Here is a 24,325-nt window from a genome sequence, read left to right as displayed (position 1 = left end):
GGCCGGGGCGTTTCCGCTCCGGCCGCTTGATGATCTTGGCGCCTAGACGTTGAAGCGGAAGTGCATCACGTCGCCGTCCTTGACGACGTAGTCCTTGCCTTCGGCCCGCATCTTGCCGGCTTCCTTGGCGCCGTTCTCGCCGCCCAGCTTGACGAAGTCGTCATAGGCGATGGTTTCGGCGCGGATGTAGCCCTTCTCGAAGTCGGTGTGGATGACGCCGGCCGCCTGCGGGCCGGTGTCGCCGACGTGGATGGTCCAGGCGCGGGCTTCCTTGGGGCCGACCGTGAAATAGGTCTGCAGGTCCAGGAGCTTGTAGGCTTCGCGGATCAGGCGGTTCAGGCCGGGTTCTTCCAGGCCGAGGGTCTCGAGGAACTCGGTGCGCTCCTCGGCGTCCAGCAGGGCGATCTCGCTCTCGATCTGGGCCGAGATGACCACCGACTTGGCGTTGTCCTTGGCGGCGCGTTCGGCGACCAGGTCGCTGTACTTGTTGCCCTTGTCCGCCGAGCCTTCGTCGACATTGCAGACATAGAGGGCCGGCAGCGAGGTCAGCAGCTGCAGCATGTGCCACGCCTTCTCGTCGTCGGCGTCGATCTTGGCGGCGCGGGCCGGGCGGCCCTCGCGCAGCAGGGCCAGGGCGATGTTGGCCAGGCGCAGGGTATTGGCGCTTTCCTTGTCGGCGCCGACCTTGGCGCGCTTCTCCAGGGCGGGGACGCGCTTTTCCAGGCTTTCCAGGTCGGCCAGCATCAGCTCCATCTCGATGATCTCGAGATCGCTGATCGGGTCGATGCGGCCTTCGACGTGGACGATGTCGCCGTCCTCGAAGCAGCGGGCGACGAAGGCGACGGCGTCGCAGTCGCGGATATTGGCCAGGAACTGGTTGCCCAGGCCTTCGCCCTTGCTCGCGCCGCGCACCAGGCCGGCGATGTCCACGAAGGTGATCCGGGCGGGAATGATCTCTTTCGAACCGGCGATCTTGGCCAGGGCGTCCAGGCGCGGCTCGGGCACCGCGACCTCGCCGGTGTTGGGCTCGATCGTGCAGAACGGATAGTTGGCGGCCTGGGCCGACGCCGTCTGGGTCAGGGCGTTGAACAGGGTGGACTTGCCGACGTTGGGCAGGCCGACGATGGCGACTTTAAGGGCCATGGAACTCTCGTGGATTTCGTTGGGCGGGCGATTAGCACGGATGGCCGGGAAAGGCGAACCAGCCCCGGTCGCTCGGACCCCTTGCACGAACTGTAACAAGACCCGATATCGATCGGCGAAAGGAGCTCCCATGAGCATTCGACCCGTTGTGAAGATCGTGAAGGGCGTGCCCGCCTCGGATGGCGACGGCGTGCGCCTGACCCGCATGCTGGGCACGGCGGAAGCCCAGATGTTCGACCCGTTCCTGATGCTGGACTGTTTCGACAACGACCAGGCGTCCGACTACATGGGCGGTTTCCCCGACCATCCGCATCGTGGCTTCGAGACCGTGACCTATATGCTGGAAGGCCGGATGCGGCACCGCGACAACACTGGGCGCGAAGGCGTAATCGGGCCGGGCGGCATCCAGTGGATGCGGGCCGGCAAGGGCATCGTCCATTCCGAGATGCCGGAGCAGGCGCAGGGCCGCATGCGCGGCTTCCAGCTTTGGGTGAACCTGCCCGCCAGGCTGAAGATGAGCGAGCCCGGCTATTCGGAATTCGAAAGCGACGCCATCCCGGTCGAGGCCCGCGACGGCGGGGTTTCGGTCAAGGTGATCTCGGGTGTCACGGATGCCGGAACCGCTGGTCCGATCGGCGGCGGCGCGGTCGACGCGCTCTATTTCGACGTCGTGCTGCCCGCCGGGACGCGGTTCGAGGAGCCTGTCGGCGACGACCGCAACGCCATGCTGGCGGTCTATGAGGGCCAGGTCCGGGTGTCGGGCGGCAAGGTCGAGGCGCTGTCGGGCGTCTTCCTGGGCAAGGGCGACAAGGTGGTGGTCGAGGCGATCACCGACGCGCGGGTCTTGCTGCTGGCCGGCCGTCCGATCGAGGAGCCGGTGTTCTGGCACGGTCCGTTCGTGATGAACTCGCGCGAGGAGATCGTGCAGGCGTTCGAGGATTTCAGGGCGGGGCGGTTCTAGGCCGCCTTCTCACCAGGCGGGAGCGCGCGTCAGGTGGCCAGGCGATGTTTGAGCATCGTCAGCGTGGCGATGAGCCCGTGCTCTGACCACTCATAGGCGATCGACCCGCCCAGCTGCGCCGACATGCCCCGGGTGACCAGCTTGCTGCCGAATCCTCCAGGACCCTCCGGGGCGGTGACCGGCGGTCCGCCGCGCTCGGTCCAGACCACGAGGACTTCATGGTCCTGGGCCGTGCATGAGACATCCAGCGTGCCGGCCGCGACCGACAGCGCCCCGTACTTCAGCGAGTTCGTGGCCAGTTCGTGGATGACCAGGGCCAGGGTGGTCGCCGAGGCCTCCCCTACGCCCATCCGGGGGACGGACACGCGGATACGGCCGCTGAAGGCGCCCAGGTCGTCATAGGGCGTGAGAAGGACAGAAATCAGATCGCCCAGAAGCGCGGCCTTGCCCTCCTGGCCGGGAATGGGGCGAACAAGGTCGTGAGCCCGGCCCAGGGAGGTGAGGCGCTCCGTCAGCTCGCGGGCCATTTCCGTGGTCGTTTCGGTCGAGCGCGAGGTGATCGCGGTCAGGGCCGAGGCGATTGTCAGGAGGTTCTTGACCCGGTGGCTCATCTCGCCGGCCAGAAGCTCGTTGGCCTCCTCGGCCTGCTTGCGGCCGGTGACGTCGAGAAAGACCCCGACCATGACACGGCCGATCATGCCCGCGTCATCGCCCTGTCCCCGGGCCGAGATCCACCGGACATCGTCCTGGATCAGGATGCGAAAGTCGATTTCATAGGCCCCGACCAGCCCGCGCGTCGCCGCGAAGGCGGCGCGAACCCGGTCGCGATCCGCCGGATGGATGTGGGCTGAGAGGTCTTCGAAACGCACCGCCGTCGTGACCGGAACGCCCCACAGGTCGTAGCCCGGTTCGTCCATGATCAGTTGATCTGTGTCGACATTCCACGACCAGAGGGCGACGCCCGCGGCCTCGAGCGCCCGTCGAAGCTGCTTGGTGTCCCAGACTTGCGGGGCGGACTCGGAAGCGGACAAGGCCTGGCGCTCCGGGCTGGGGAATAGACCAGTATCACGTCGCCGAGGCGGCCCGGGAAATATCGCTCGGCGCGACCGCCATGACGCGCGGCCGCCGGCCGCCTAGCCGTTGACCGCCGCCGCCGCGAAGTCCCGCCAGCCCTTGGCCTCCTTGCGGAAGTGGCTGTGGGTCTTGGAGAGACGCCTGTCGATCTCGGCCAGCTTGGCCCGCGCCTCGTCCCCACGGCCCATGCGGGCCAGGAACACCGTGTAGCGCGCGATGCCCTCGAAGCCCGGATAGTGGTCGGCGGCCCAGGCCAGGGCGGTGTCGGCCTGCTCCTCGCGGCCCAGGGCGTGATAGACGCGGCCCAGGGCGAGCATGGTGTGGGGCGTGCGGCCGGCGGTGGGCTGCTCGCCCAGCTTTTCCAGCAGCGGCAGGGCTTCGCCCGGACGGTTCAGCTCGATCAGGGCGTTGGCCCGGCCCAGCAGCAGCTGGGCGTCGTCGGCGTACATGCCCGTCAGGCTGTCGGCATACAGGGCTTCGGCCTCGGCGTGCTTGCCAAGCTCGGTGGCCGCCACCGCCATGCGGACGCGGTTGGCCACCGTCGGCGCGTCGTCGACGGCGCGGGCGGCCTCGCGGTACTCGCGTTGCGGATCGATGGCCTTGCGCGCGGCCTGGCCCATCTTCTGGGCCGTGCGACCGCCGAACAGGGCGGGGGCGACGATGGCGATGAAATAGACGAGCCCGCCGACCGGCTGGAACGCCAGGATGATCCACAGCCAGTACATCTGCTGGCCCGTACGGACCACGTGGACGCACAGGGCGATGGCGATCAGGAGCGACAGGCCGAGCAACGGCAGCGGAAGCGAGAACATCAACGAACCCCGGACTCTACTTTCGGTCTTTGTCGCGGCGACGCGCGGTCGTCAATCTTCCTTGGACGGTTTCCTCGGATCCGCCTTCGGCGCGGGCGCCAGGCGCATGACCTCGGCCTGGAAGCGCTCGTCGTCGCCGACGGCGGCGAAGGGCAGGGCGTCGGCCAGGGCGTCCAGCATCGGGTCCAGCCACTGGTGCTCGACCTTGTGGAAGTCGCCCAGCACGTAGTGCATGACCGCGTCCTTGTGGCCTGGATGGCCCACGCCGATGCGGCCGCGGCGGAAGGCGTCGCCGACCTGGCTGGTCACCGAGCGGATGCCGTTGTTGCCCGCCGCCCCGCCGCCGGCCTTCATGCGGAAACGCCCTGGGGCCATGTCGATCTCGTCGTGGAAGACGATGACGTCGCTGGGCGCCAGCTTGAAGAACTTCATGGCCTCGCCCACGGCGCGGCCGCTCTCGTTGTAGTAGGTCTTGGGCTTGAGCAGCAGCAGCTTGACCGGGCCGTCCGGGGTCGAGACCTGGCCGTCGCAGGCCAGGCCCTGGAAGCGGGCGCGCCACGGGGCCGTGCCCCACTTCCGCGCCAGGGCGTCGACGGCCATGAAGCCGACGTTGTGGCGGTTCTTCTCGTACTTGGGCTCGGGATTGCCCAGGCCGGCGAGGATCAGCATGTCTGTTCCCAATTGATGAGACCCTGCGTCCTTCGAGGCCTGCTGCGCAGGCGCCTCAGGATGAGGAACTCTGTACGGACTCCCTCATCCTGAGGCGCGCGCTCCTGAGCGCGCCTCGAAGGACGCATGGTGTCGCCAAACGAAAACGGGCGGACCCGAAGGCCCGCCCGTCTCTTAGATCGGTTCGGTCACGGGACCGAGAGGCGATTAGCCTTCGGTCGTGGTGTCGCCGGCGCCCGACTGGGCGGCCGACGAGGCCTTGACGTTGGCGATCACGAAGTCGCGGTCCATGGCCGGCTTCACGCCTTCCGGAAGCTTCACTTCCGAGATGCGGATCACGTCGCCGATGTCGTGGTTGGCCAGGTCGATGACCAGCTCTTCCGGGATCTTGTCGGCCGGGCAGGCCAGCTCGACGGTGTGACGGATCACTTCCAGCGTGCCGCCCTTCTTCAGGCCGACCGAGGTTTCGTGGTTCTTGAAGTGCACCGGCACTTCGATCTTGATCAGCTGGTTCTCGTCGACGCGGTACAGGTCGAAGTGGATCGGCTCGTCGGTGACCGGGTGGAACTGGATCGCCTTGGCGATGACCGATTGCTTGTCGTCGCCGTGTTGCAGCGTGACCAGGTGGCCCAGCAGCTTGCCGGTGTACAGCGACTTGCGGAATTCATTGGCGCGGACGGCGATGCCGACCGGATCCTTGCCGCCGCCGTACAGGACGCCGGGGATCTTGCCTTCGCGACGGACCGCGCGGGCCGCGCCGGTGCCGGTGTTTTCGCGAACTTCAACGTTCAGGACGATCTCGACCATGGTCATATCTCTCTGGAGAGCCGGATGCTCTCGAAGGTGGCCCATCGCACAAGACTGGATTGCCTGGCTCGACGGCGCCTTTTTGGGGTCGCGCTACATACACAAAAGGGCCGGGCGACGCAACGCCCGGCCCTTTCGGTTCGAATTTCGCGGAAAATCAGCTCTTCTTGGCGGCCGGCTTCGCCGCGGCCTTCTTGGCCGGGGCCTTCTTGATCACCGCTTTCTTGACCGGCTCGACCTTCGGGGGCGGCGGCGGTTCGGGCGGCAGGCTGGCGCCGGCGGCCTTCACCATGCAGGCGCCGGTATCCATCAGGATGTGCTGGCCCAGGCAGAAGACGTCCTCGTAGTGCGGCTTGGACACGGCCAGGCACTGGTAGAGGTTCAGCTTGGCCATGTTCAGGCAGCTGGCGGTGCCCGGGTCGTTGGCGATGCCGTCGATGTAGCTGAGGTTGTTGTCGCCCGCCGCGCCCAGGGCGGCCAGGGCGGCCACGGCCAGGCCGCGGATCACGACGGGCTGGTAGGGACCGGGCGCCGCGCGGGGCGTCAGGCCCAGCGACTGGCCGCCGGTCGAGGCCAATTGCAGCACGGCGACATCGGTGCTCTCGGCCAGGGCCGGGCTTGTCGACAGCGACTTGGCCGCGGCCAGGCGTCCGTCGCGATCGGTCACCGTGGCCTTGGACCAGGTCGCCTTCTGCACGTCATAGGCGGCCTGCTTCACGGCCTTGCCGGTCATGTAGACCTTCAGACCATCGTTGCCGAGCGTATCGATGATCAGGCCCGCGGCGCTGTCGGCGCCCTTGAACACGGTGGCGTAGGACGGGTTGGAGAAGATGTTGTTGATCATCTCCTGGCGCTGGGTCGGGTTGTTGGCGACCTCGCGCACCGAGGCGACGAAGGTCGGATCCTGCAGGGCCAGGACGGCGGCATAGGCCACCGCGCCGCTCATCAGCGACTTGGACTCGTAGGCCGCGCCGACTTTCAGCGAGGCCTGGATCTGCTCGCCGTCGGCGAAGGTCGGCGAGACGGCGCCGGCGCGGGCCATGTAGCCGCGGAAGGCGCTGGCGCGCTCGACGATCTTGGCCGACAGGGTGATCGGCGGCGGCGGCGGCGGAGCCTGGACGACCGGCGGCGGCGGGGGAGGCGGCGGGGAGCTACACGCCGCGACCATCGCGGCCAGCGCCACGGCGGCCGTCATCAGGACGGCGCGCGTACGCGGAAAGGAACGCATTTCGAGAACTTCCCCATCAAGTCTAGGCCGGCAAACGCCGGACGGCGCGCATAGCAGCCCCGGCGGGCGAGATTGTGACTGTCGCCCCGTTAACCAGACTTTTACAAGCGTGGCCGTGGCCGGGCGACGAAAGCGCCCCCGGCTTTCAGCTGTCACGCTCTAGTCGAACAGCTTCGACACCGACTCTTCGTTGGCGATCCGGCGGATGGCCTCGCCGATCAGCGGGGCGCACGAGACGTAGCGGATCTTCGGGCAGGCCCTGGCCTGGTCCGAGGCCTCGATCGAGTCGGTGACCACCAGCTCGGTCAGCACCGAATTGGCGACGCGGTCGGCCGCGGCGCCCGACAGGACGCCGTGGGTGATGTAGGCGCTGACCGACTTGGCGCCGTGGCTCATCAAGGCCTGGGCGGCGTTGCACAGGGTGCCGGCCGAGTCGGCGATGTCGTCGAACAGGATGCAGCGACGGTCCTTCACGTCGCCGATGATGTTCATGACTTCCGACTGGCCCGGACCCGAGCGACGCTTGTCGACGATGGCCAGGTCCGCGTCGTCCAGGCGCTTGGCCAGGGCGCGGGCGCGCACCACGCCGCCGACGTCCGGCGACACGACCATCAGGTCGTCGCCCATCGCGTAGTGCCGGCGGATGTCCTCGGCCATCAGGCGCGAGGGCAGCAGGTTGTCGGTCGGGATGTCGAAGAAGCCTTGGATCTGGCCGGCGTGCAGGTCCATGGTCAGGACGCGGTCGGCGCCCGAGCGGGTGATCAGGTTGGCCACCAGCTTGGCCGAGATCGGCGTGCGGCCGCCGGTCTTACGGTCCTGGCGGGCATAGCCGAAATAGGGAAGCACGGCGGTGATCCGCTTGCCCGACGCGCGCTTCAGGGCGTCGATGCAGATCAGCAGCTCCATCAGGTTGTCGTTGGCCGGGTAGCTGGTCGACTGGATGACGAAGACGTCCTCGCCCCGCACGTTCTCGTCGATGGTGACGAACACCTCGAGGTCGGCGAACCGGCGCACCTGGGCGCGGGTCAGCGGCATGTCGAGATATTCCGCGATCGCCTGGGACAGCGGGCGGTTGGAGTTGCCGGACAGCAGCTTCATGGGGATCTCGGTGTGGGGGTCGCCGTTGCCGGGCCTTCTAGCAGCCGACAGCCGGGCGGCAAGACCTTAACGGCAAGACTCTCCAGCTTCCGTGTCCGGAGCGTCGCCCGCGTGGTTTCGGCGCCGCATGAACCCGTCAGGCTTCCAGGCTGATCGCCGACAGCAGGCGACCATAATCGCCCTCGCCGTTCAGGAAGGCGCGGCGGTTGGAGAAGAACCACTCCTCCTCGGTCCGAGTGTCGCGACCGACCCACTCGCGGCGCTCGACGCCGGCGGTGTCCAGCCGGTCCAGCACGAAGGCGGGCAGGTCGAAGAAGCGCTTGTCCTCGGTGGCGCCCGGCTTGAAGAACCGGCCCGAGCCGGGGCAGTCAGCCTCGAACCGATGCAGGAACTCGAGACCCACCTCGTACGACTTGGGGCCGATGCAGGGGCCGACGACGCCGGTCATGCGGGCGGGATCGGCGCCCAGCTCGACCATGCAGTCGACGGCCGCCTGGACGATGCCGTCCAGGGCCCCGCGCCAGCCGGCGTGGGCGGCCGCCACGATGCGGGCCTCGGGATCGACCAGCAGCACCGGCGCGCAGTCGGCCGCCAGGGCGCCGCAGATCACGCCGGGCGTCCGGGTCACCACCGCGTCGCCTTGCGGCCGCGCGTCGCCCCACGAGCCGTCGGCCTTGATCGCGATGGTCGAGTGGATCTGGTAGCAGGTGTTCAGGTCTTCCGGATCCTCGCCGAACCAGCGGGCGGCGCGGGCGCGGTTCTCGACCACGTCGGACGTGTCGTCCTTGCTGCCGCGCCCGACATTCAGGCTGTCATAGATCCCCGTCGAGACCCCGCCCTTGCGCGTGAAGAAGGCGTGCTTGATCCCCGGCAGGCTGGCCAGCAGGGGCGACTGGATCGTGGGCAGGTCGGGCTTCTTCTTCATGTCGCGTCCTCGAAGAGGGGGGGCGAAAGGTCGGGCGCGCACAGGCAAGCGACCTTGAACAGAGCGCCCATCTGCGCCTCTCCGATCAGACGATCAAGCTGTCTTGCGACCTGTTCGGCGCGATCGGGCCGCGCGGCCGCCAGGGCCTGGGCGCGGGCCTCGATTCCGAGGGCGCGCAGGAACGCGGCCTGGCTCAGGATCGGCCCCGCCTTCGCGCCGGTTTCCCGCGCGGCGGCGACCACCGAAGGGAAGTCGGCCCAGACGGTCAGATCGGCCAGGCCGGCGGTCTTCAGCGGGTCGACCTTGGCGTGGTTCCGCAGCGCCTGCAGCGTATCGCCGGCCTCGGGCGCGTCGCGGCCGTAGTCGATCAGCAACGCCGCGCCGCCGTCGGTGACCAGGCGGTGGGCGATGTCCGAGGCGAGGGCGGCCTGGGCGGGGGAGGATTCCACGACGGCGCCGGGTTCCAGCTCCTCCCCCCCGCGGGGGAGGTGGTCCGTAGGACCGGAGGGGGAAGGGGCTGAGCCGGTAGAACTTCCCCCTCCGGTCGCTGCGCGACCACCTCCCCCGCTGGGGGGAGGATTGATGGCCCGCAACCCAAACGCCAACGCCCCGTCAGCGCCCAGCCCCACGACCCGCTCGGCCCAGCCGGTTTCGGTCCGCACGAACTGGCGCGCCGGCAGGCAGTCCAGGAGCTCGTTGGCCACCAGGATCATCGGCGCGCCGCCGGGGACCTCGTCCAGTCGACCGACCCAGCGTGGGCCCTCGCCCAGCCGCTCAGCCTGTTTCGCGCGAAGGGGCTCGGACACCTCGACCAGCCACACCTGCGCCGCCGCCAGGAACGCCGGCTCCAGCTTGCCCGCGCGTAGCAGGTCGCTCATCAGCGTGCCGTCGCCCGGCCCCATCTCGACCAGGCTGAACGGCGCCGGCCGGCCCATGCGGGTCCAGGTCTCGATCGCCCACAGGCCGATGAGCTCGCCGAACATCTGGCTGACCAGGGGCGCGGTGATGAAGTCGCCACCGGCGCCCAGATCAGGCCGCGTGGCGTAGTAGCCGTCGCGCGGGTCGTGCAGGCAGCGGGTGAAGAACTCGGGGACGCCGATCGGCCCGTCCTGGGCGATCTGCGCCTTCAGGCGATCAAGCAGGCTCATGAGCCCCATTGTTCTGCGTGGGGGTCTTCGGTTCGCGCAGCGACGTCCACAGCAGCCAGGCGCCGATCAGGATCATCGGCGTCGACAGCAGCATCCCCATGGTCAGGCCGAACGGGAAGTCCGGCATGCCGTGGTCGGGGTTGCGGACGTTCTCCAGCGACAGCCGGAACAGGCCGTAGGCCAGCAGGAAGGTGGCCACCAGCGCGCCGCGCCGCTGCAGCCACTTCAGGCGATAGACCGCGAAGGCCAGGATCGCCAGCAGCAGCACGCCTTCCAGTCCGGCCTCGTAGAGCTGGCTGGGATGGCGCGGCGCCTCGCCGGCGGGACAGATTCCGCCGGTCGCTGCGCGGATGGTGTTGTTGCAGAAGACGACGCCGAACGGGCCGTCGGTCGGCCGGCCCCACAGCTCGCCGTTGATGAAGTTGGCGACGCGGCCGAACAGCAGGCCCAGTGGCGCGACGGGGGCGATCAGGTCGCCCAGCCTGAGGACGTCGATCCGGTTGCGGCGGGCGAACAGGGCGATCGCCGCGCAGACGCCCAGGAAGCCGCCGTGGAACGACATGCCGCCTTCCCAGATCTTGAAGACGTCCAGCGGGTGGCTGGCCAGCCAGGTGCGCTGGTCGGGGTTCAGCAGCATGTAGAACAGGATATAGCCGAGGCGCCCGCCGACGATGATGCCCAGGGTGATCCACAGGATCAGGTCGTCGATCTGCAACGGCGTGGCGGGCGGGGCGCGGCCGCCCCACAGGCTTGGCGTCCGGGTCAGGCCGATGGCGTAGCGCCAGCCCAGCAGTATGCCCGCCACATAGGCCAGGGCGTACCAGCGCAGGGCCAACGGACCCCACTGCAGGGCGAACGAGCCGATGTGCACGACGGGGTCGATATCCGGAAAGATCACGCCGTAACGCTCCGAGCGGGACAGATGGTCGCAGATCTATAGGCTTCGGGCTTCGCTTTCACCCCCCGTTCCCCATATAAGATCGGCTCGCCCATACGCGGGCCCATGGATTTGAGATGCACAGCCAGAACCCTTTCCTCGACGAAGTCGCCAAGCTGACCCAGGCCGCCATGGGCATCGCCCAGACGGCCGGCGAGGAGGCGAAAACCGCGATGCGGGCCCAGGCCGATCGCCTGGCGGCTGAGTTCGACCTGATCCGTCGCGACGATTTCGAGGCCCTGAAGGCCGAGGTCGCCGCGCTTCGCGAAGAGGTCGCGGCGCTGAAGGCCGCCCCCAAGAAAGCCCCCGCGGAAGCCAAGAAAAGCCCCGCCAAGAAAGCCGCCGCTTCAGGCGAATAGTCGATTTTCTGCTCGCTCCACGCGTGAAGCGAGTTGAGGACGAACGCCGCGAAGCAGATTAGTGTCCCTCGTACGTGAGCGATTCATGGCGGGGGCGACCCCTCGCCGTCGCGGCGGGGGACGTAGGTTTCTCATGGATACCCAACCCGACGAAGACGACGTCCTGATGGCGCTCGACCCCCTAGAGGTGGTCGAACACGTGCTGTCGGCTGAAAATCTCACCTTTGATCGCACCGAAGACGGCGACCTCGCGTTCGCCTTGAAGGGCGATTGGAAGGACTACGAGCTGTGGTTCGCCTGGCGGCCCGAGGCCGACTGCCTGCAGCTGTGCCTGTCGCTGGACATGCGTGCGCCGAAGTCCAAACGCTCCAACGCCTATGAGCTCCTGGCCCTGATCAACCAGCGCGTCTGGCTGGGCCACTTCGAGGTCTGGACCGACGACGGCGAAGTGGTGTTCCGCCACGCCCTGGCCCTGCCGGCTGGCGAGCGCCCGACCATGGCCCAGGCCGCCTCGATGATCGACGCGGCCGTGGAAGCCGCCGACCGCTTCTTCCCGGCCTTCGAATTCCTGCTCCAGGGCGCCAAGACCCCGGACGAGGCGATGGCCGCCTGCATGTTCGAGACCGTCGGCCAGGCCTGATTTAGGCTTTGAAATCCTTCTCCCCTTGCGGGAGAAGGTGTCGCGAAGCGACGGATGAGGGGTCGCGCTAGCGGCCGCCTCGCCGTCTCGCGGTTGTTCCGCCGAGAAACCCCTCATCCGACCTGTTTCGCAGGCCACCTTCTCCCGCAAGGGGAGAAGGATAGAGATCGAGGTTCCGCGCATGACCCCCATCCTCCTCCTCGGCGCGGGCCGCATGGGCGGCGCCCTGATCGAAGGCTGGCGCGCCGCCGGAGCCTTCGCCGCCGCCGACCTGATCGTCCGTGATCCGAACGTCGACGCCGCCGCCTTCGACGGCGCGCTGGTCAATCCGCCGCTCGAAGCGCTGTCCGCCGCCAAGACGGTCCTGCTGGCCGTGAAGCCGCAGATCTGGCGCGAGGCGGTCAAGGACGTGGTCCCGCACCTGGCCCCCGACGCCGTCATCGTCTCGATCGCCGCCGGGGTTCGCGCGGCCGACATTTCCGGGGCCTTTGGCGGCCGCCGCGTCGCCCGGGTGATGCCGACCACCGCCGTGGCTATCGGCCGGGGCGCGGCCAGCATCTTCGCTGAGGATCCGGACGCCGCCGCCGCCGCCCACGCCCTGTTCGCGCCGGTGGCCACGGTGGTCGATCTGTCGTCGGAAGAGCTGCTGCACGCGGCCACCGCCGTTTCGGGCTCGGCTCCGGCCTATCTCTACGCCTTCATCGAGGCCCTTGAAGCGGCCGGCGCCGCCCAGGGTCTCGACCCCGCCGACAGCGCCAAGCTGGCCCGCGCCACGATCATCGGCGCCGCGGCCCTGATGGAGAAGGGCGGCGAGGAGCCGGCGGAACTGCGCAAACAGGTGACCTCGCCGGGCGGCACCACGGCGGCGGCGCTGGCGGTGCTGATGGGCGAGGGCGGGTTCGGCGACCTGCTGCCCAAGGCCATGGACGCGGCGGTGGCGCGGTCGAAGGAGCTGGGCGGCTAGCACGGAATTCCTCCCCCTAGCGGGGGAGGTGGCCCGAAGGGGCGGAGGGGGAAGTGCTTGCTGATCCTGCTTCTTCCCCCTCCGTCGCGCCTGCGGCTCGACACCTCCCCCTGCTAGGGGGAGGATTGGCTTGTGTGGGCCGACTATCGGAGCCATCTGGATCCCATGACCGACGACATCCTCGACCGCGCCGCCGACGCCGTGCTCGCCCTGGCCGCCGACAAGCCGTGGCCGTCCGTCTCCTTGCGCGATATCGCGGTGAAGGCCGACGTGCCATTCGCCGAGCTCTACGCCCGCGCCGACAGCAAGCAGGCGGTCCTCGCCCACCTTTCGGCCCGCTTCGATCGCGCCGCCCTGGGCGTCGACTATCCGGAAAACTCCGCCGCCCACGACCGCCTGTTCGACGCGGCCATGGCTCGGCTGGAAGCCATGGAGCCTCACCGCGCGGCCCTGATCGCCATTGCAAAAGGGGAGGGCGTGCTGGTCTCGGCGACCCGCTTTCCCCGCATCGCCCGCGCCATCCTGGAAGCCGCCGGCGTCGAGGCCACCGCCCCCCGCCTGGCCGTCATGACCGCCGTCTGGGCCCGCGTGGTCCAGGTCTGGCGCGACGACGAGGGCGCCTTGAACCGCACCATGGCCGAGCTGGACAAGCGCCTGAAGCAGATGGCCGAGCGGCTCGGCAAGATCGGGGCGGGGTTTTAGGAGGCGGCTTTCGACCATTTGACGCCGTGCGTCCTTCGAGGCGCGCTCAGGAGCGCGCACCTCAGGATGAGGTGGTCAGTGCAATGAGATCCTCATCCTGAGGCGTGAGCCGAAGGCGAGCCTCGAAGGACGCACTGAATATCCGACTCCCACCCACAACCGCCTAACCCGGCAGCCGGATCAGGGCCCGCAGTCCCCCCATCATCGAGCGCGACAGCACGAGGTCGCCGCCCAGGCCCCGGGCCATGTCGCGCGCGATGGCCAGGCCCAGGCCGACGCCTTTCTCGTTCTGGTTCCGCGAGTCGTCGAGCCGCGAGAACGGCTTGAAGGCTTCCTCGTACTTGTCTTCCGGTATGCCGGGGCCGTCGTCGTCGACGGCGATCTCGACGCCGCCGGTCAGGCGCGCGGTGGCGGTAACCTTGACCCGGTCGGCGTGGGCGACGCCGTTGTCGATCAGGTTGGCCAGGGCCCGGCGGAAGGCCAGGGGGCGCAGGCGCGCCTCGAGCCCCTGGGTTATCTCGGTCTCGATCGCCGCCCCGCCGCGCTCGGCGTCGGCCACCACGCCCTGAACCAGCTCCGACAGAGCGACCACCTGGGCGGTCTCCCCGCCCTCGCCGCGCGCGAAGGCCAGGTACTCGTCGATCATGTGCTCCATCTCGGCCAGGTCGCCCTTCATGGCCTCCAGCTGTTCGCTGGGCTCGGACATGGCCATTTCCAGCTTCAGCCGGGTCAGGGGCGTGCGCAGGTCGTGGCTGACGCTGGCCAGCAGGGCGGTGCGCTGCTCGATGTGCCGGACGATGCGGGCCCGCATGGCCACGAAGGCCACGGCCGCCTGGCGCACCTCGCGCGCGCCGTGCGGCTTGAAGTCGTGGTCCTCGCCCCGGCCAAAGGCGTCGGCGGCGTCGGCCAGGCGTTCGATGGCCCGTACCTGGTTGCGGATGAACAGGATGGCGATCGCCGTCAGCAGCATGGTCGCCACCACCATCCAGAGGATGAAGATGTGCCCCTGGGTAGCGTAGGCCCGGTCGCGCAGGGCGTAGATCTGCAGCACCCCGCCGTTCACCTGCACGCGGATGTCGATATAGGCCGTGTAGCGGGTGGTATCGAACCAGAACGGATTGTCGAGCCGGTCCTCCAGGGCGTTCTGCAGCGAGCGGTCGAGGGCGGCGAACAGCGAGGGCCGGTGGCCGGTCGGCAGCTTCTTGCCCTTCTGGAAGGCGATCGACAGGGACATGGAGTCCTCGGCCCGCTTGGCCAGCTTGTCGACGGCGGCGGGACTGGGGTCGTCCTCGTAGGACTGCACCGCCCAGGCGATGTCGCCGGCCAGGCCCTCGGACAGCTTGCTGGTCACCGACTGCCAGTGGGCGTCGAAGAAGGCCCAGGTCACGGCGATCTGCATGATCGCCACCGGCAGGATGATGATCAGCAGGCTGCGCCCGAACAGGGTGGTCGGCAGCAGGCGCTTGAGCGCGCGGGGAACTTCGAACCTGGCGCTGAGCGGCATCAATCCGGCGCCAGCCTGTAGCCGATCCCCCGCACGGTCTGCAGATAGCGCGGGTTCTTCGGGTCCGGCTCGATCTTGCGGCGCAGGCGGGTGACCTGGACGTCGACGGCGCGGCCGGTGGCGTCGGCGGTGTCGCGCGCGAGTTCCAGGCGGTCGACCGGCTCGTGGGCCGAGCGGGCCAGGCGGCGCAGCAGGGTGACCTCGGCCTCGGTCAGGCGCACGGCCTCGCCGTCGCAGGTCAGCTCGCCGCGATCGGGTTCGAAGGTGCAGACGCCCAGGCTCAACGCCTTGGGGCCCGTGGGCCGGGCGGCCGATCGGCGCAGGATGGCCTCGATGCGCAGCAGCAGTTCCTGCGGCTCGAACGGCTTGCCCAGATAGTCGTCGACGCCGCTGGACAGGCCCTCGATGCGGTCGGCGGTCTGGTCGCGGGCGGTCAGCATCAGGATCGGCGTGCGGCCGGCCTCGCCGCCCTTGGCGCGCAGGCGCTTGGTGAAGGTGTAGCCGTCCTCGCCCGGCATCATCACGTCCAGGACCATCAGGTCGAAGTCGAGCGCCTCGAACAGACGGTCGGCCCCGGCCGCGTGCGAGGCGGCGGTGACCCGGAAGCCGGCGCGGCTCAGGAACTCCTTGATCAGCTTGCGCAGGCGATCGTCGTCGTCGACGACCAGGATGTGGCGGTCGCGGCGCTCTTCAGGCGTCATGGCGTCGTCATCGTCATCATGGTGTGGAGCGCCGGGCCGAGCCCACGCCTTGCCGCGATCCGGCCAGGGCCGCCAGGATCCGCCGCGTGCCGGCCACGCCGTCGAGGCCGCCGGTGCGATAGGCCCGGGCGAGCAGCGCGCGCAGGCGCTCGGCGGTGCGCTGCTCGAAGGCCACGCCTTCGGCGGTCAGGGTGGCGGGGCGCCGGCGGCCGTCGAGATCGCCCGAGACCCGCTCGACCAGGCCGGCCTTCTGCAGGTCGGCGAGGGTGCGGCTGGCGGCCTGTTTCGACAGGCTGGTCAGCTTGGACAGGTCCTGCACCCCGATGCCCGGCCGGCGGCGCAGCAGGAAGGCCGCGCGCCAGTGCGAACGGCCCAGGCCCAGGGTCTCGGCCTCCAGCACCGCGTCGACGGCGGCCCACAGCGAGGCCTCGGCCAGCAGGATCAGCTCCAGCCCGCCGTCCAGCTCCTCCTCGCGGAGGATCAGACGGGGATCGTCCGAGCCGGGCTGCAGCGGGGCTATCATCGCGCGTAGTCCATTTTATTTGACGCGCCCGTCCTCGGAGCGTCTAAGGGCCGGGTTCTCAATAAGGAGGTCTTGGACCGATGTCTCTGGTTCCCTTCGACGATCGTGACGGTTGGATCTGGCTGGACGGCCAGCTCATTCCCTGGCGCGAGGCGAAGGTGCACGTACTGACGCACGGGCTCCATTACGCTTCGTCCGTGTTCGAGGGCGAGCGCATGTACGGCGGCGAAATCTTCAAGCTGACCGAGCATACGGAGCGCCTGTTCAAGTCGGCCGAAATCCTCGATTTCAAGATCCCCTACACGGTGGCCGAGATCGACGAGGCCTGCAAGGCGACGGCCGCCAAGAACGGCCTCAAGGACTGTTATGTCCGTCCGATCGCCTGGCGCGGCAGCGAGATGATCGGCGTCTCGGCCCAGCAGACCAAGATCCACGTGGCCATCGCCGTCTGGGAATGGCCCAGCTATTTCGACCCGGCGACCAAGGCCAAGGGCATCCGCCTGACCTGGGCCAAGTACAATCGTCCGGATCCGAAGACCGCCCCCGTCGCGGCCAAGGCCGCCGGCCTCTACATGATCTGCACCATCTCCAAGCACGCCGCCGAGAAGGACGGCTACGCCGACGCGATGATGCTGGACTATCGCGGCTACGTGGCCGAGGCGACCGGCGCCAACGTGTTCTTCGTCAAGGACGGCGTGCTGCACACGCCCAAGCCCGACTGCTTCCTGGACGGCATCACCCGCCGCACGGTGATCGACATCGCGCGCGGCAAGGGCATCGAGATCGTCGAGCGCCACATCCAGAAGGAAGAGCTGTCGACCTTCACCGAGTGCTTCATCGTCGGCACCGCCGCCGAAGTGACCCCGGTCTCGGAGATCGGCGAGTTCAAGTTCACGCCCGCCAAGCTGTCGCTGGACCTGATGGACACCTATGCGGCGCTCGTGCGCAACGAGGCGCTGGAGACGGCTTAAGTTTCTTCCAGTCGATGCAAACAAGACGCCGCCTGGAGTGTTCCAGGCGGCGTTTTTTGTGCCTCAAATCCTCGTCATCCCGGAAGCGCGGAGCGCTGTCCGGGACCCGGGGGCCGGCGCACCGCGGTTGCCCTGGGTCCCGGCTCTCCACTTAGCTGCGGCCGGGATGACGAGATATTTGGAACTCGGGGAAATTTGAGAGGATCACCGGTGAGGCGGCTTTTCTTATAACTCCCGCAGAAATCCGGGACGTGACAGCCGCCAAAGGCGCCGCTAGGGTCACGTCGATGACCCTCGCCGCCAGCCACACGCTGTTTTGGTATTTTAGCTATCCGACGCCTCTGGCGCCGGGAGGGGATCGTTTGGCCTGAGATCAGAGCCACAAACGCCTTTCACCAGCCGCCAGGGGTTCCCCGGGCGGCTTTTTTCATGGCCGCCGGACCTCGCCAGATTTCTCCGGAGTACGCCATGCCTTCCTCGACCGCCGCCCATCTCGTCTCGATCCCGGTCCCCACCGACGACCTGCGGATCCAGAAGCTCCAGACCCTCAGCCCGCCCGCCCAGGTGATCGGCGAGGCGCCGGCAACCTCGTCGATCGCCGAGGTCGTCGGGGGCGCACGCCAAGCCGTGCATGAGATCCTGAACGGCCGCGACGACCGCCTGGTGGTGGTCATCGGTCCCTGCTCGATCCACGACCCCAAGGCCGCCCTCGACTACGCCCACCGCCTGGCCGCCGAGCGCGAACGCCACGCCGGCGAGCTGGAAGTGATCATGCGGGTCTATTTCGAAAAGCCCCGCACCACGGTCGGCTGGAAGGGGCTGATCAACGACCCCGACCTGGACGGCGGCTTTCGGATCAATGAGGGCCTGCGCCTGGCGCGCCGGGTGCTGCTGGACGTCAGCGCCCAGGGCCTGCCGACCGCCTGCGAGTTCCTGGACGTCACCACCCCGCAATACATCGCCGACCTGGTGGCCTGGGGCGCGATCGGCGCGCGGACGACCGAGAGCCAGATCCACCGCGAGATGGCCTCGGGCCTGTCGTGCCCGGTCGGCTTCAAGAACGGCACCAACGGTGACGTGAAGGTCGCGGTCGACGCGGTGACCGCCGCCGCTCAGCCGCACCACTTCCTGGCCGTCACCAAGGAAGGCCGCGCCGCCATCGCCACGACCACGGGCAACGCCGACAGCCACGTCGTGCTGCGCGGCGGCAAGACGCCCAACTACGACGCCGCCAGCGTCAAGGCCGCCGCCGAGGTCTTGACCAAGGCCGGCCTACCGCCGCGCCTGATGGTCGATGTCAGCCACGCCAACAGCGGCAAGAACCACGAGAACCAGCCGGCCGTCGTCGCCGACGTCTGCGCCCAGGTGGCGACGGGCGCCTCGCCGATCATGGGCGTGATGATCGAGAGCAACCTCGTCGCCGGCCGCCAGGACATCATCGATGGCAAGGCCCTGACCTATGGCCAGTCGGTGACGGACGCCTGCGTGGATTGGGAGACATCGGTGCGGCTGCTGGATCAGCTGGCGGCGGCGGTGAAGGCCGGGCGGGAAGCGCGCTAGGTCTGGAACGAAAGAGGCCGCCCGGAGCGATCCCGGGCGGCCTCCCACACCAACATGTGTCATCCCGGCCGAAGCGGAGCGTAGAGCCGGGACCCAGGGGCGGCGCGCACGGCGTTCACGCACCCCCTGGGTCCCGGGTCGGCCTACGGCCGCCCGGGATGACACTGTATTTTGGGTTGGGGCGAGGCGCCCTAAGCCGCCTCCTGCTCCTCGTTCGCCGGGACCTGACGGATCAGGTAGTCGAACGCCGACAGCGACGCCTTCGAGCCTTCGCCCATGGCGATGATGATCTGCTTGTACGGCGTGGTGGTCACATCGCCCGCGCCGAACACGCCGGGGATCGAGGTTTCGCCGCGATAGTCGACCTCGATCTCGCCGCGATTGGTCAGCGCCACGCCCGAGTCCTTCAGCCACTCGGTGTTGGGCACGAGGCCGATTTGGACGAAGACGCCTTCCAGGTCGACGCGGTGGACGCTGTCGTGGTTGCGGTCCTTGTAGGACAGGCCCGAGACCTTGCCGGCCTCGCCGTGGATCTCGGTGGTCATGGCCGAGGTGACGATCTTGACGTTCGGCAGGCTGGCCAGCTTGCGCTGCAGCACCGCGTCGGCGCGCAGCTGGCTGTCGAACTCGATCAGGGTCACGTGGGCGACGATGCCGGCCAGGTCGATGGCCGCCTCGACGCCGCTGTTGCCGCCGCCGATCACCGCCACGCGCTTGCCCTTGAACAGCGGGCCGTCGCAGTGGGGGCAATAGGCCACGCCCTTGTTGCGATACTCGGCCTCGCCGGGGACGTTGACGTTCCGCCAGCGGGCGCCGGTCGACAGGATGACGGTGCGCGACTTCAGGCTGGCGCCGTTCTCCAGCTTCACCTCGTGCAGGCCGCCCGGCGTCTTGGCCGGGACGAAGCCCACGGCCTTCTGCAGGTTCATGATGTCGACGTCGTAGTCCTTGACGTGCTGCTCGAGCGCGCTGGCCAGCTTCGGACCTTCGGTGTGCGAGACCGAGATGAAGTTCTCGATGGCCATGGTGTCCAGCACCTGGCCGCCGAAGCGTTCGGCCGCGACGCCGGTGCGGATGCCCTTGCGGGCGGCGTAGATCGCCGCCGCGGCCCCAGCCGGACCGCCACCGATCACCAGGACGTCGAAGGCGTCCTTGGTCTTGATCTTGTCGGCCATGCGGTCGGCGGCGCCGGTGTCCAGCTTGGCCAGGATCTGCTCGACGTCCATGCGGCCTTGGCCGAAGGCTTCGCCGTTCAGCAGGATGGTCGGCACGGCCATGACCTGGCGGGCCTCGACCTCTTCCTTGAAGAGCGCGCCGTCGATGGCGACGTGGCTGATGCGCGGGTTCAGGGCGCTCATGGTGTTCAGCGCCTGCACCACGTCGGGGCAGTTCTGACAGGACTGCGAGAAATAGGTCTCGAAGCGGTAGTCGCCGTCCAGCGCCTTGATCCGCTCGATGACCTCGGCGTCGATGCGCGGCGGGTGGCCGCCGACGTGCAGCAGGGCCAGCACCAGCGAGGTGAACTCGTGACCGAGCGGCAGGCCGGCGAAGCGCACGTCCGCATCGCCGGCGGCGCGGGTGATGGCGAACGAGGGCTTGCGAGCATCGTCGCCGGCCAGGGTCAGGCTGACCTTGTCGGACGTCGAAGCGACGTCTTCCAGCAGGGCCAACATCTCCTTCGAGCCGTTATCGTCGGCGAGGGAAGCGACCAGTTCGATCGGCTGGCGCAGGTTCTGCAAATAGGTGGTCAGCTGAGTCTTCAGACCGGCGTCCAGCATGGCGCGCTCCCAAAAAGGCTAGGGGAGGAAAGGTGGTGCGTTCGATTTTCGGGGGAGGATATCGAACGCGGCGAACGATCGAGAGGGTTGCGCGCCGCCCGTCCGATGACGGGCGGCGACGCGGGTCGTCTTTAGATCTTGCCGACCAGGTCGAGCGACGGGGCGAGGGTCTTTTCACCCTCTTCCCACTTGGCCGGGCAGACTTCGCCCGGGTGGCTGGCGACGTACTGGGCGGCCTTGATCTTGCGCAGCAGCTCGATGGCGTTGCGGCCGATGCCCTCGGCGGTCGTTTCCGTGAACTGGATGACGCCTTGCGGGTCGATCAGGAAGGTACCGCGGTCGGCCAGGCCGACGCCCGGGCGCATGACTTCGAAGTTGTTGGTGATCGTGCCCGAGGGGTCGCCGACCATGTGGTACTTGATCTTGCCGATGGCCGGCGAGCTGTCGTGCCAGGCCTTGTGCGAGAAGTGCGTGTCGGTCGACACGGCGTAGATCTCGACGCCCAGGCGCGTGAAGACGTCGTAGTTGTCGGCCAGGTCTTCCAGCTCCGTCGGGCAGACGAAGGTGAAGTCGGCCGGGTAGAAGAAGACCACCGACCACTTGCCCTTCAGGTCGGCGTCGCTGACCGTGACGAACTTGCCGTCCTTGTAGGATTGGGCGGTGAAGGGTTTGATCTCGGTGTTTACCAGCGACATGAAGCGCTCCGTTTGGAAAGGATACGCCCTTCTACGGATCCGCTGACGATCGAGCAAATTGATAAAACCTGTTGACGGAATAGAGCGGGTCTATGCCCCCGCCTAGTCCGCGATCCGGGCTTCCAACTCTTCCAGGCGCGTCCGGGTGGAGGCCAGGTCGGGGCCGAAGCGGACGGGGTCCGCGGCGGCCAGGCGGCCGGCGATGTCGAAGCTTTCGCGATAGAGGTCCAGGGCCCGCATGCGGTGACCGCGATCCTCGCGCAGGTCGGCCAGACGCTCCAGGTTCACCGACAGCGCGCGCTGGGCGCTGGTGTCGTCCGTCTCGCCATGGGCGCGGCGCACGGCCAGGGCTTCCTCGAAGGCGGTCAGGGCGGCGTTCAGCCGCCCCTCGGCCTCGGCGGTGTCGCCGACGCCCGACAGCGCGCCGGCCAGCAGGTCGGCGCTGGCGGCGTCCTGCTGGACCTGGTGCGCCAGGCGGGCATAGGCGACCGAGGTCTCATAGGCCTCGGCGGCGTCGTCCAGCTGGCCCTGGCCACGAGCGAAGTCGCCGAGGTCGCGATGGACGACGGCCAGCTCCTCGTCGGTGTCGGCGACGGACTTCATGGCCATCAGCGTGCGGGCGGCGGCGGGCCAGGATCCGTCCCGGCTCAGGGCGATCAGCTGGACGCGCAGCTCGGCGAAGGTCGGCGGCGCGGGCGATCGCGGTTCGGGCTCGGGCTCGGGCGGCGGCGCGGCGGCGAGGTCGTCCGCCACGGGGAACGGCGCCAGGGTGGGCTCGGGCTCGATAAACGGGTCGAGGGGCGGTTCGGCGAAGGGCTCGATGGCCGCCGGCTCGACGACCGGCTCAGGCTGGATCAGACGCGGAGGCTCCGGAGCGAAGATCAGCGGCGCGGGCTTTCGCCGCTCGGCCTGGCGGCGGGGTAGCAGGGCGGCGACGATGAGCATGGCGCCCAAGATCGCCGCCGCCGCACCAGCGGTCGGTCGATGCGGTTCGAAAGGTCCGAGATCGAGATCCGTGGCCCAAATCCCCAGCGAGCCCCAGCCCGCTACCACGTATCCCGATGTCGCCAGGATCAGCCCCAAGATGATCCCAACCAGTCGCGCCAGCATCACGTCCCCCCAGACGTCGCCCGAAAACGGGCGTTCTACCGCCAGGCGGCGTACGTGATCCTAAGGCCAAGCTCGCGTCGAGGCGTCTCAACCGGCAGGGGAAGCGTGGACGGCGAGGGTGACCCGCCCGGGGCGCCCGGGCGGGTCGGACGCCTCTAAATCAGCCAGGTGCGCGGGCGCGGATAGGCCTCGCCATTGACCAGGTAATAGATCCCCATGATGCAGCGGACGGCGAACCACAGGCCGACGGCGGCCATGATCAGCCCGCCCAGGATCAGGACGGGGATGCCCACCAGCACGATCGACAGCGGAATGCCGAACAGGAACAGCAGGCCGCCGATCAGGAACCAGGCGATCGACAGCCAGAAGGTGCGGATCGCGAAGGTGTAGTGGCTTTCGTTGATCGGTCCGGCCTGGTCACGATTCACATAGGCCACGATCAGGCCGATGATCGCGGTCAGGCCGTTGGTGAAGGCCAGCAGATAGAGGCCATAGACGACGGCCGGCAGGACCTTGTCCTCCTCGGCGCGCGGGGTGACGGCGGCGGTGTCGGTCATGATCAGAGCATCCAGTTGCGAGGCGTGGGATAGGGCTGGCCCTTCAGCAGGGTCGAGAGGCCGACGACGGAGCGCACGACGATCCAGATGCCGACAGCGGGCAACAGCACGACGCCGATGCCGACCGGCATCAGCAGGGTGGCGCCGATGGCCAGCAGCAGGCCCAGCCAGAAGGTGCGGATCTGGAATTCGTAGTGGCTGGCCAGCCACTCCGGCGCGTCCTTGCGGCTCATATAGGCCAGGATCACGGCGATGATGGAGGTGACGCCGGTCACCACGCCGGCGATGTGCAGGGCGTAGATGATGCCGGGCAGGGTCTTGTCGTCCTGCAGCCGGGGCGGCACGGCGGGTTCGATAACGGGGTCTGACACGGTTGAGCCTGAATAACGTCGTTGGCCCAAATCTCGCCCCGATCGGCGCGGGATGCAAATTAAGGTGGGGTCATGACGCCGATGTCACCTTCTGGGGCCTCTCCGCGCTAGGGCAGCAGATCGTGCGGCGGGTCGTGCGGGTCGAAGTCCACGCCGCGTCCCAGCCATGGCAGCACGGCGAACATCAGGATCAGCACGAAGCTCATCCGCGCGGCCATGTCGACGCCGACCCCGACCATGCCGGCCGACAGCGAGAACAGCAGCATCGCCCCCGTCCCGAAGGCCAGCAGGCCCATTACCCAGGTCAGGGCGGTCCGCGTCTGGAAACGGGCCAGACCGAAGTGGGCGCGGGGCGCGAGGTCGGCTCCGACGGCGGCCAGGGCGCGGGCCAGGGTCGAGAAGCTGGCCAGGCGGTCCTCGTAACGGCCGGGACCGACATAGCTCTGCGAGGTGATCACCAGGCGCTGGCGGCCGAAGGTGAGCAGCAGGGCGCGGCGATGGCCGCCGTCGCCATTCTTGTTCAGGGGCGGGGCCGCGAGGCGGTAGCGGGTCAGGCTGGACAGCGGGAAGCGGCGAACGACCTTGCCCCGCGTCTCCACCAGCGCGCCCGCCTCCAGGGTCCAGACCGTCTCGGGCTGGAAGGGGGCGATGCGCGCGCGGTGGGTGATTTCCATGCGCTAGGACCGGACGGCGGTGATCTCGACGCCGGCGGCGGCCGCGTGCGGGGCCAGGGCGAGAGGCTTTTCCACTCGCACCCGGGCGCGGGTGACGCGGGGATCGGCGAAACAGGCCTGGGCCAGGCGCTCGGCGAAGGTCTCGACCAGGTCGATATGGCCCTCGGCGACGATGGCGCGGGCGGCCTCGCCGACCATCTCATAATTGACGGTGTCGGGCAGGCGCTCGCAGTGGCTGGCGGCCACGTCCAGCTCCACGTCGACGACCAGCGGCTGCATGCGGCCGTGCTCGTGATCGTAGACGCCGATCTGGGCGTCCACCTTCAGGCCGCGCACGAAGACCTTGGTCACGATGATGCGGGCGGGAGAAGCGGCGGGCGCGGTCTCTGCGAGGGGCGAAGCGGCCAAAAGCGG

Annotated in this window: 28 protein-coding genes; 8 read left to right on the top strand and 20 right to left on the bottom strand. The window is 68.6% G+C overall.

Annotation, left to right across the window (positions count from 1 at the left end; translation table 11 throughout):
- Nucleotides 1-42: 42 nt before the first annotated feature.
- Nucleotides 43-1,143 carry a redox-regulated ATPase YchF gene (ychF, locus tag AC1RRV_RS16460; RefSeq protein WP_492860729.1) on the bottom strand — a complete coding sequence of 367 codons (1,101 nt, stop codon included), beginning with the start codon at nucleotides 1,141-1,143 and terminating at the stop codon, nucleotides 43-45.
- A 130-nt stretch (nucleotides 1,144-1,273) separates the two neighbouring features.
- On the opposite strand from ychF, the gene AC1RRV_RS16455 reads away from it, so the two are divergent.
- Nucleotides 1,274-2,104, top strand: coding sequence for a pirin family protein (locus AC1RRV_RS16455; protein WP_492860728.1), 831 nt, complete (start codon nucleotides 1,274-1,276; stop codon nucleotides 2,102-2,104).
- A gap of 29 nt (nucleotides 2,105-2,133) precedes the next feature.
- Here AC1RRV_RS16455 and AC1RRV_RS16450 read toward each other — a convergent pair whose 3' ends face one another.
- From AC1RRV_RS16450 to lgt, 9 genes are all read right to left on the bottom strand, one after another.
- Nucleotides 2,134-3,135, bottom strand: coding sequence for a sensor histidine kinase (locus AC1RRV_RS16450; RefSeq protein WP_492860727.1), 1,002 nt, complete (start codon nucleotides 3,133-3,135; stop codon nucleotides 2,134-2,136).
- A gap of 102 nt (nucleotides 3,136-3,237) precedes the next feature.
- Nucleotides 3,238-3,990, bottom strand: coding sequence for a tetratricopeptide repeat protein (locus tag AC1RRV_RS16445; protein WP_492860726.1), 753 nt, complete (start codon nucleotides 3,988-3,990; stop codon nucleotides 3,238-3,240).
- Between the two features lie 51 nt (nucleotides 3,991-4,041).
- Nucleotides 4,042-4,659 (bottom strand): aminoacyl-tRNA hydrolase, encoded by a 618-nt coding sequence (gene pth, locus AC1RRV_RS16440; protein ID WP_492860725.1) that lies wholly within the window; start codon nucleotides 4,657-4,659, stop codon nucleotides 4,042-4,044.
- A 207-nt stretch (nucleotides 4,660-4,866) separates the two neighbouring features.
- Nucleotides 4,867-5,466: a 50S ribosomal protein L25/general stress protein Ctc gene (locus AC1RRV_RS16435; RefSeq protein WP_492860724.1), complete on the bottom strand. Its 600-nt coding sequence runs from the start codon at nucleotides 5,464-5,466 to the stop codon at nucleotides 4,867-4,869.
- 157 nt (nucleotides 5,467-5,623) lie between these two features.
- The gene (locus AC1RRV_RS16430; RefSeq protein WP_492860723.1) at nucleotides 5,624-6,694 is read right to left on the bottom strand and encodes a hypothetical protein; all 1,071 of its coding nucleotides are present in this window, start codon (nucleotides 6,692-6,694) and stop codon (nucleotides 5,624-5,626) included.
- A gap of 159 nt (nucleotides 6,695-6,853) precedes the next feature.
- The gene (locus AC1RRV_RS16425; protein WP_492860722.1) at nucleotides 6,854-7,792 is read right to left on the bottom strand and encodes a ribose-phosphate pyrophosphokinase; all 939 of its coding nucleotides are present in this window, start codon (nucleotides 7,790-7,792) and stop codon (nucleotides 6,854-6,856) included.
- A gap of 136 nt (nucleotides 7,793-7,928) precedes the next feature.
- Nucleotides 7,929-8,717: a peptidoglycan editing factor PgeF gene (gene pgeF, locus AC1RRV_RS16420; RefSeq protein ID WP_492860721.1), complete on the bottom strand. Its 789-nt coding sequence runs from the start codon at nucleotides 8,715-8,717 to the stop codon at nucleotides 7,929-7,931.
- Nucleotides 8,714-9,865 (bottom strand): class I SAM-dependent methyltransferase, encoded by a 1,152-nt coding sequence (locus tag AC1RRV_RS16415; RefSeq protein ID WP_492860720.1) that lies wholly within the window; start codon nucleotides 9,863-9,865, stop codon nucleotides 8,714-8,716. Before AC1RRV_RS16415 ends, pgeF begins: the two co-directional genes overlap by 4 nt.
- Nucleotides 9,852-10,763, bottom strand: a complete 912-nt coding sequence (lgt, locus tag AC1RRV_RS16410; protein ID WP_492860719.1) for a prolipoprotein diacylglyceryl transferase — start codon at nucleotides 10,761-10,763, stop codon at nucleotides 9,852-9,854. Before lgt ends, AC1RRV_RS16415 begins: the two co-directional genes overlap by 14 nt.
- A 116-nt stretch (nucleotides 10,764-10,879) precedes the next feature.
- On the opposite strand from lgt, the gene AC1RRV_RS16405 reads away from it, so the two are divergent.
- From AC1RRV_RS16405 to AC1RRV_RS16390, 4 genes are all read left to right on the top strand, one after another.
- Entirely contained in the window at nucleotides 10,880-11,161 is a 282-nt protein-coding gene (locus AC1RRV_RS16405; RefSeq protein ID WP_492860718.1) for an accessory factor UbiK family protein, read from the top strand.
- Nucleotides 11,162-11,294: 133 nt separating this feature from the next.
- Nucleotides 11,295-11,801 carry a type III secretion system chaperone family protein gene (locus AC1RRV_RS16400; RefSeq protein ID WP_492860717.1) on the top strand — a complete coding sequence of 169 codons (507 nt, stop codon included), beginning with the start codon at nucleotides 11,295-11,297 and terminating at the stop codon, nucleotides 11,799-11,801.
- A gap of 181 nt (nucleotides 11,802-11,982) precedes the next feature.
- Nucleotides 11,983-12,765: a pyrroline-5-carboxylate reductase gene (gene proC, locus AC1RRV_RS16395; protein ID WP_492860716.1), complete on the top strand. Its 783-nt coding sequence runs from the start codon at nucleotides 11,983-11,985 to the stop codon at nucleotides 12,763-12,765.
- 165 nt (nucleotides 12,766-12,930) lie between these two features.
- A complete protein-coding gene (locus AC1RRV_RS16390; RefSeq protein WP_492860715.1) occupies nucleotides 12,931-13,467 on the top strand; it encodes a TetR family transcriptional regulator in 537 nt (178 codons plus the stop codon).
- A gap of 163 nt (nucleotides 13,468-13,630) precedes the next feature.
- Here the strand turns inward: AC1RRV_RS16390 and AC1RRV_RS16385 are convergent, their stop codons facing one another.
- Genes AC1RRV_RS16385 through AC1RRV_RS16375 form a run of 3 tightly spaced genes read right to left on the bottom strand, consistent with a single transcriptional unit; the run spans nucleotide 13,631 to nucleotide 16,195 of the window.
- The gene (locus AC1RRV_RS16385; RefSeq protein ID WP_492860714.1) at nucleotides 13,631-14,971 is read right to left on the bottom strand and encodes an ATP-binding protein; all 1,341 of its coding nucleotides are present in this window, start codon (nucleotides 14,969-14,971) and stop codon (nucleotides 13,631-13,633) included.
- Nucleotides 14,971-15,672, bottom strand: coding sequence for a response regulator (locus AC1RRV_RS16380; protein ID WP_492860713.1), 702 nt, complete (start codon nucleotides 15,670-15,672; stop codon nucleotides 14,971-14,973). The genes AC1RRV_RS16385 and AC1RRV_RS16380 overlap by 1 nt, the downstream gene beginning before the upstream one ends.
- Nucleotides 15,673-15,688: 16 nt before the next feature.
- On the bottom strand, nucleotides 15,689-16,195 hold the full coding sequence (locus AC1RRV_RS16375) for a MarR family winged helix-turn-helix transcriptional regulator (protein ID WP_492860712.1): 507 nt from the start codon (nucleotides 16,193-16,195) through the stop codon (nucleotides 15,689-15,691).
- 80 nt (nucleotides 16,196-16,275) lie between these two features.
- Here AC1RRV_RS16375 and AC1RRV_RS16370 point away from each other — a divergent pair, with 80 nt between their 5' ends.
- From AC1RRV_RS16370 to AC1RRV_RS16360, 3 genes are all read left to right on the top strand, one after another.
- Nucleotides 16,276-17,166, top strand: a complete 891-nt coding sequence (locus tag AC1RRV_RS16370; protein WP_492860711.1) for a branched-chain amino acid aminotransferase — start codon at nucleotides 16,276-16,278, stop codon at nucleotides 17,164-17,166.
- Nucleotides 17,167-17,453: 287 nt separating this feature from the next.
- On the top strand, nucleotides 17,454-17,537 hold the full coding sequence (locus AC1RRV_RS16365; protein WP_223395743.1) for a hypothetical protein: 84 nt from the start codon (nucleotides 17,454-17,456) through the stop codon (nucleotides 17,535-17,537).
- Between the two features lie 97 nt (nucleotides 17,538-17,634).
- Nucleotides 17,635-18,726 carry a 3-deoxy-7-phosphoheptulonate synthase gene (locus tag AC1RRV_RS16360; RefSeq protein WP_492860710.1) on the top strand — a complete coding sequence of 364 codons (1,092 nt, stop codon included), beginning with the start codon at nucleotides 17,635-17,637 and terminating at the stop codon, nucleotides 18,724-18,726.
- 191 nt (nucleotides 18,727-18,917) lie between these two features.
- On the opposite strand, the gene ahpF is transcribed toward AC1RRV_RS16360, so the two are convergent.
- From ahpF to folB, 7 genes are all read right to left on the bottom strand, one after another.
- Nucleotides 18,918-20,504, bottom strand: a complete 1,587-nt coding sequence (ahpF, locus tag AC1RRV_RS16355; RefSeq protein WP_492860709.1) for an alkyl hydroperoxide reductase subunit F — start codon at nucleotides 20,502-20,504, stop codon at nucleotides 18,918-18,920.
- A 131-nt stretch (nucleotides 20,505-20,635) separates the two neighbouring features.
- Entirely contained in the window at nucleotides 20,636-21,199 is a 564-nt protein-coding gene (gene ahpC / locus AC1RRV_RS16350) for an alkyl hydroperoxide reductase subunit C (protein WP_492860708.1), read from the bottom strand.
- 102 nt (nucleotides 21,200-21,301) lie between these two features.
- Nucleotides 21,302-22,144 (bottom strand): tetratricopeptide repeat protein, encoded by an 843-nt coding sequence (locus tag AC1RRV_RS16345; RefSeq protein ID WP_492860707.1) that lies wholly within the window; start codon nucleotides 22,142-22,144, stop codon nucleotides 21,302-21,304.
- 320 nt (nucleotides 22,145-22,464) lie between these two features.
- A complete protein-coding gene (locus AC1RRV_RS16340; protein WP_492860706.1) occupies nucleotides 22,465-22,866 on the bottom strand; it encodes a DUF4870 family protein in 402 nt (133 codons plus the stop codon).
- 2 nt (nucleotides 22,867-22,868) lie between these two features.
- Nucleotides 22,869-23,237: a DUF4870 family protein gene (locus AC1RRV_RS16335; protein WP_492860705.1), complete on the bottom strand. Its 369-nt coding sequence runs from the start codon at nucleotides 23,235-23,237 to the stop codon at nucleotides 22,869-22,871.
- Nucleotides 23,238-23,344: 107 nt separating this feature from the next.
- Nucleotides 23,345-23,911, bottom strand: coding sequence for a hypothetical protein (locus AC1RRV_RS16330; protein WP_492860704.1), 567 nt, complete (start codon nucleotides 23,909-23,911; stop codon nucleotides 23,345-23,347).
- A 3-nt stretch (nucleotides 23,912-23,914) separates the two neighbouring features.
- On the bottom strand, nucleotides 23,915-24,319 hold the full coding sequence (gene folB / locus AC1RRV_RS16325) for a dihydroneopterin aldolase (protein ID WP_492860703.1): 405 nt from the start codon (nucleotides 24,317-24,319) through the stop codon (nucleotides 23,915-23,917).
- Nucleotides 24,320-24,325 lie beyond the last annotated feature (6 nt).

It is taken from the genome of Caulobacter sp. GW821-FHT11E10, from assembly GCF_058808375.1.
This window is presented reverse-complemented; position numbering and strand designations above follow the sequence as displayed.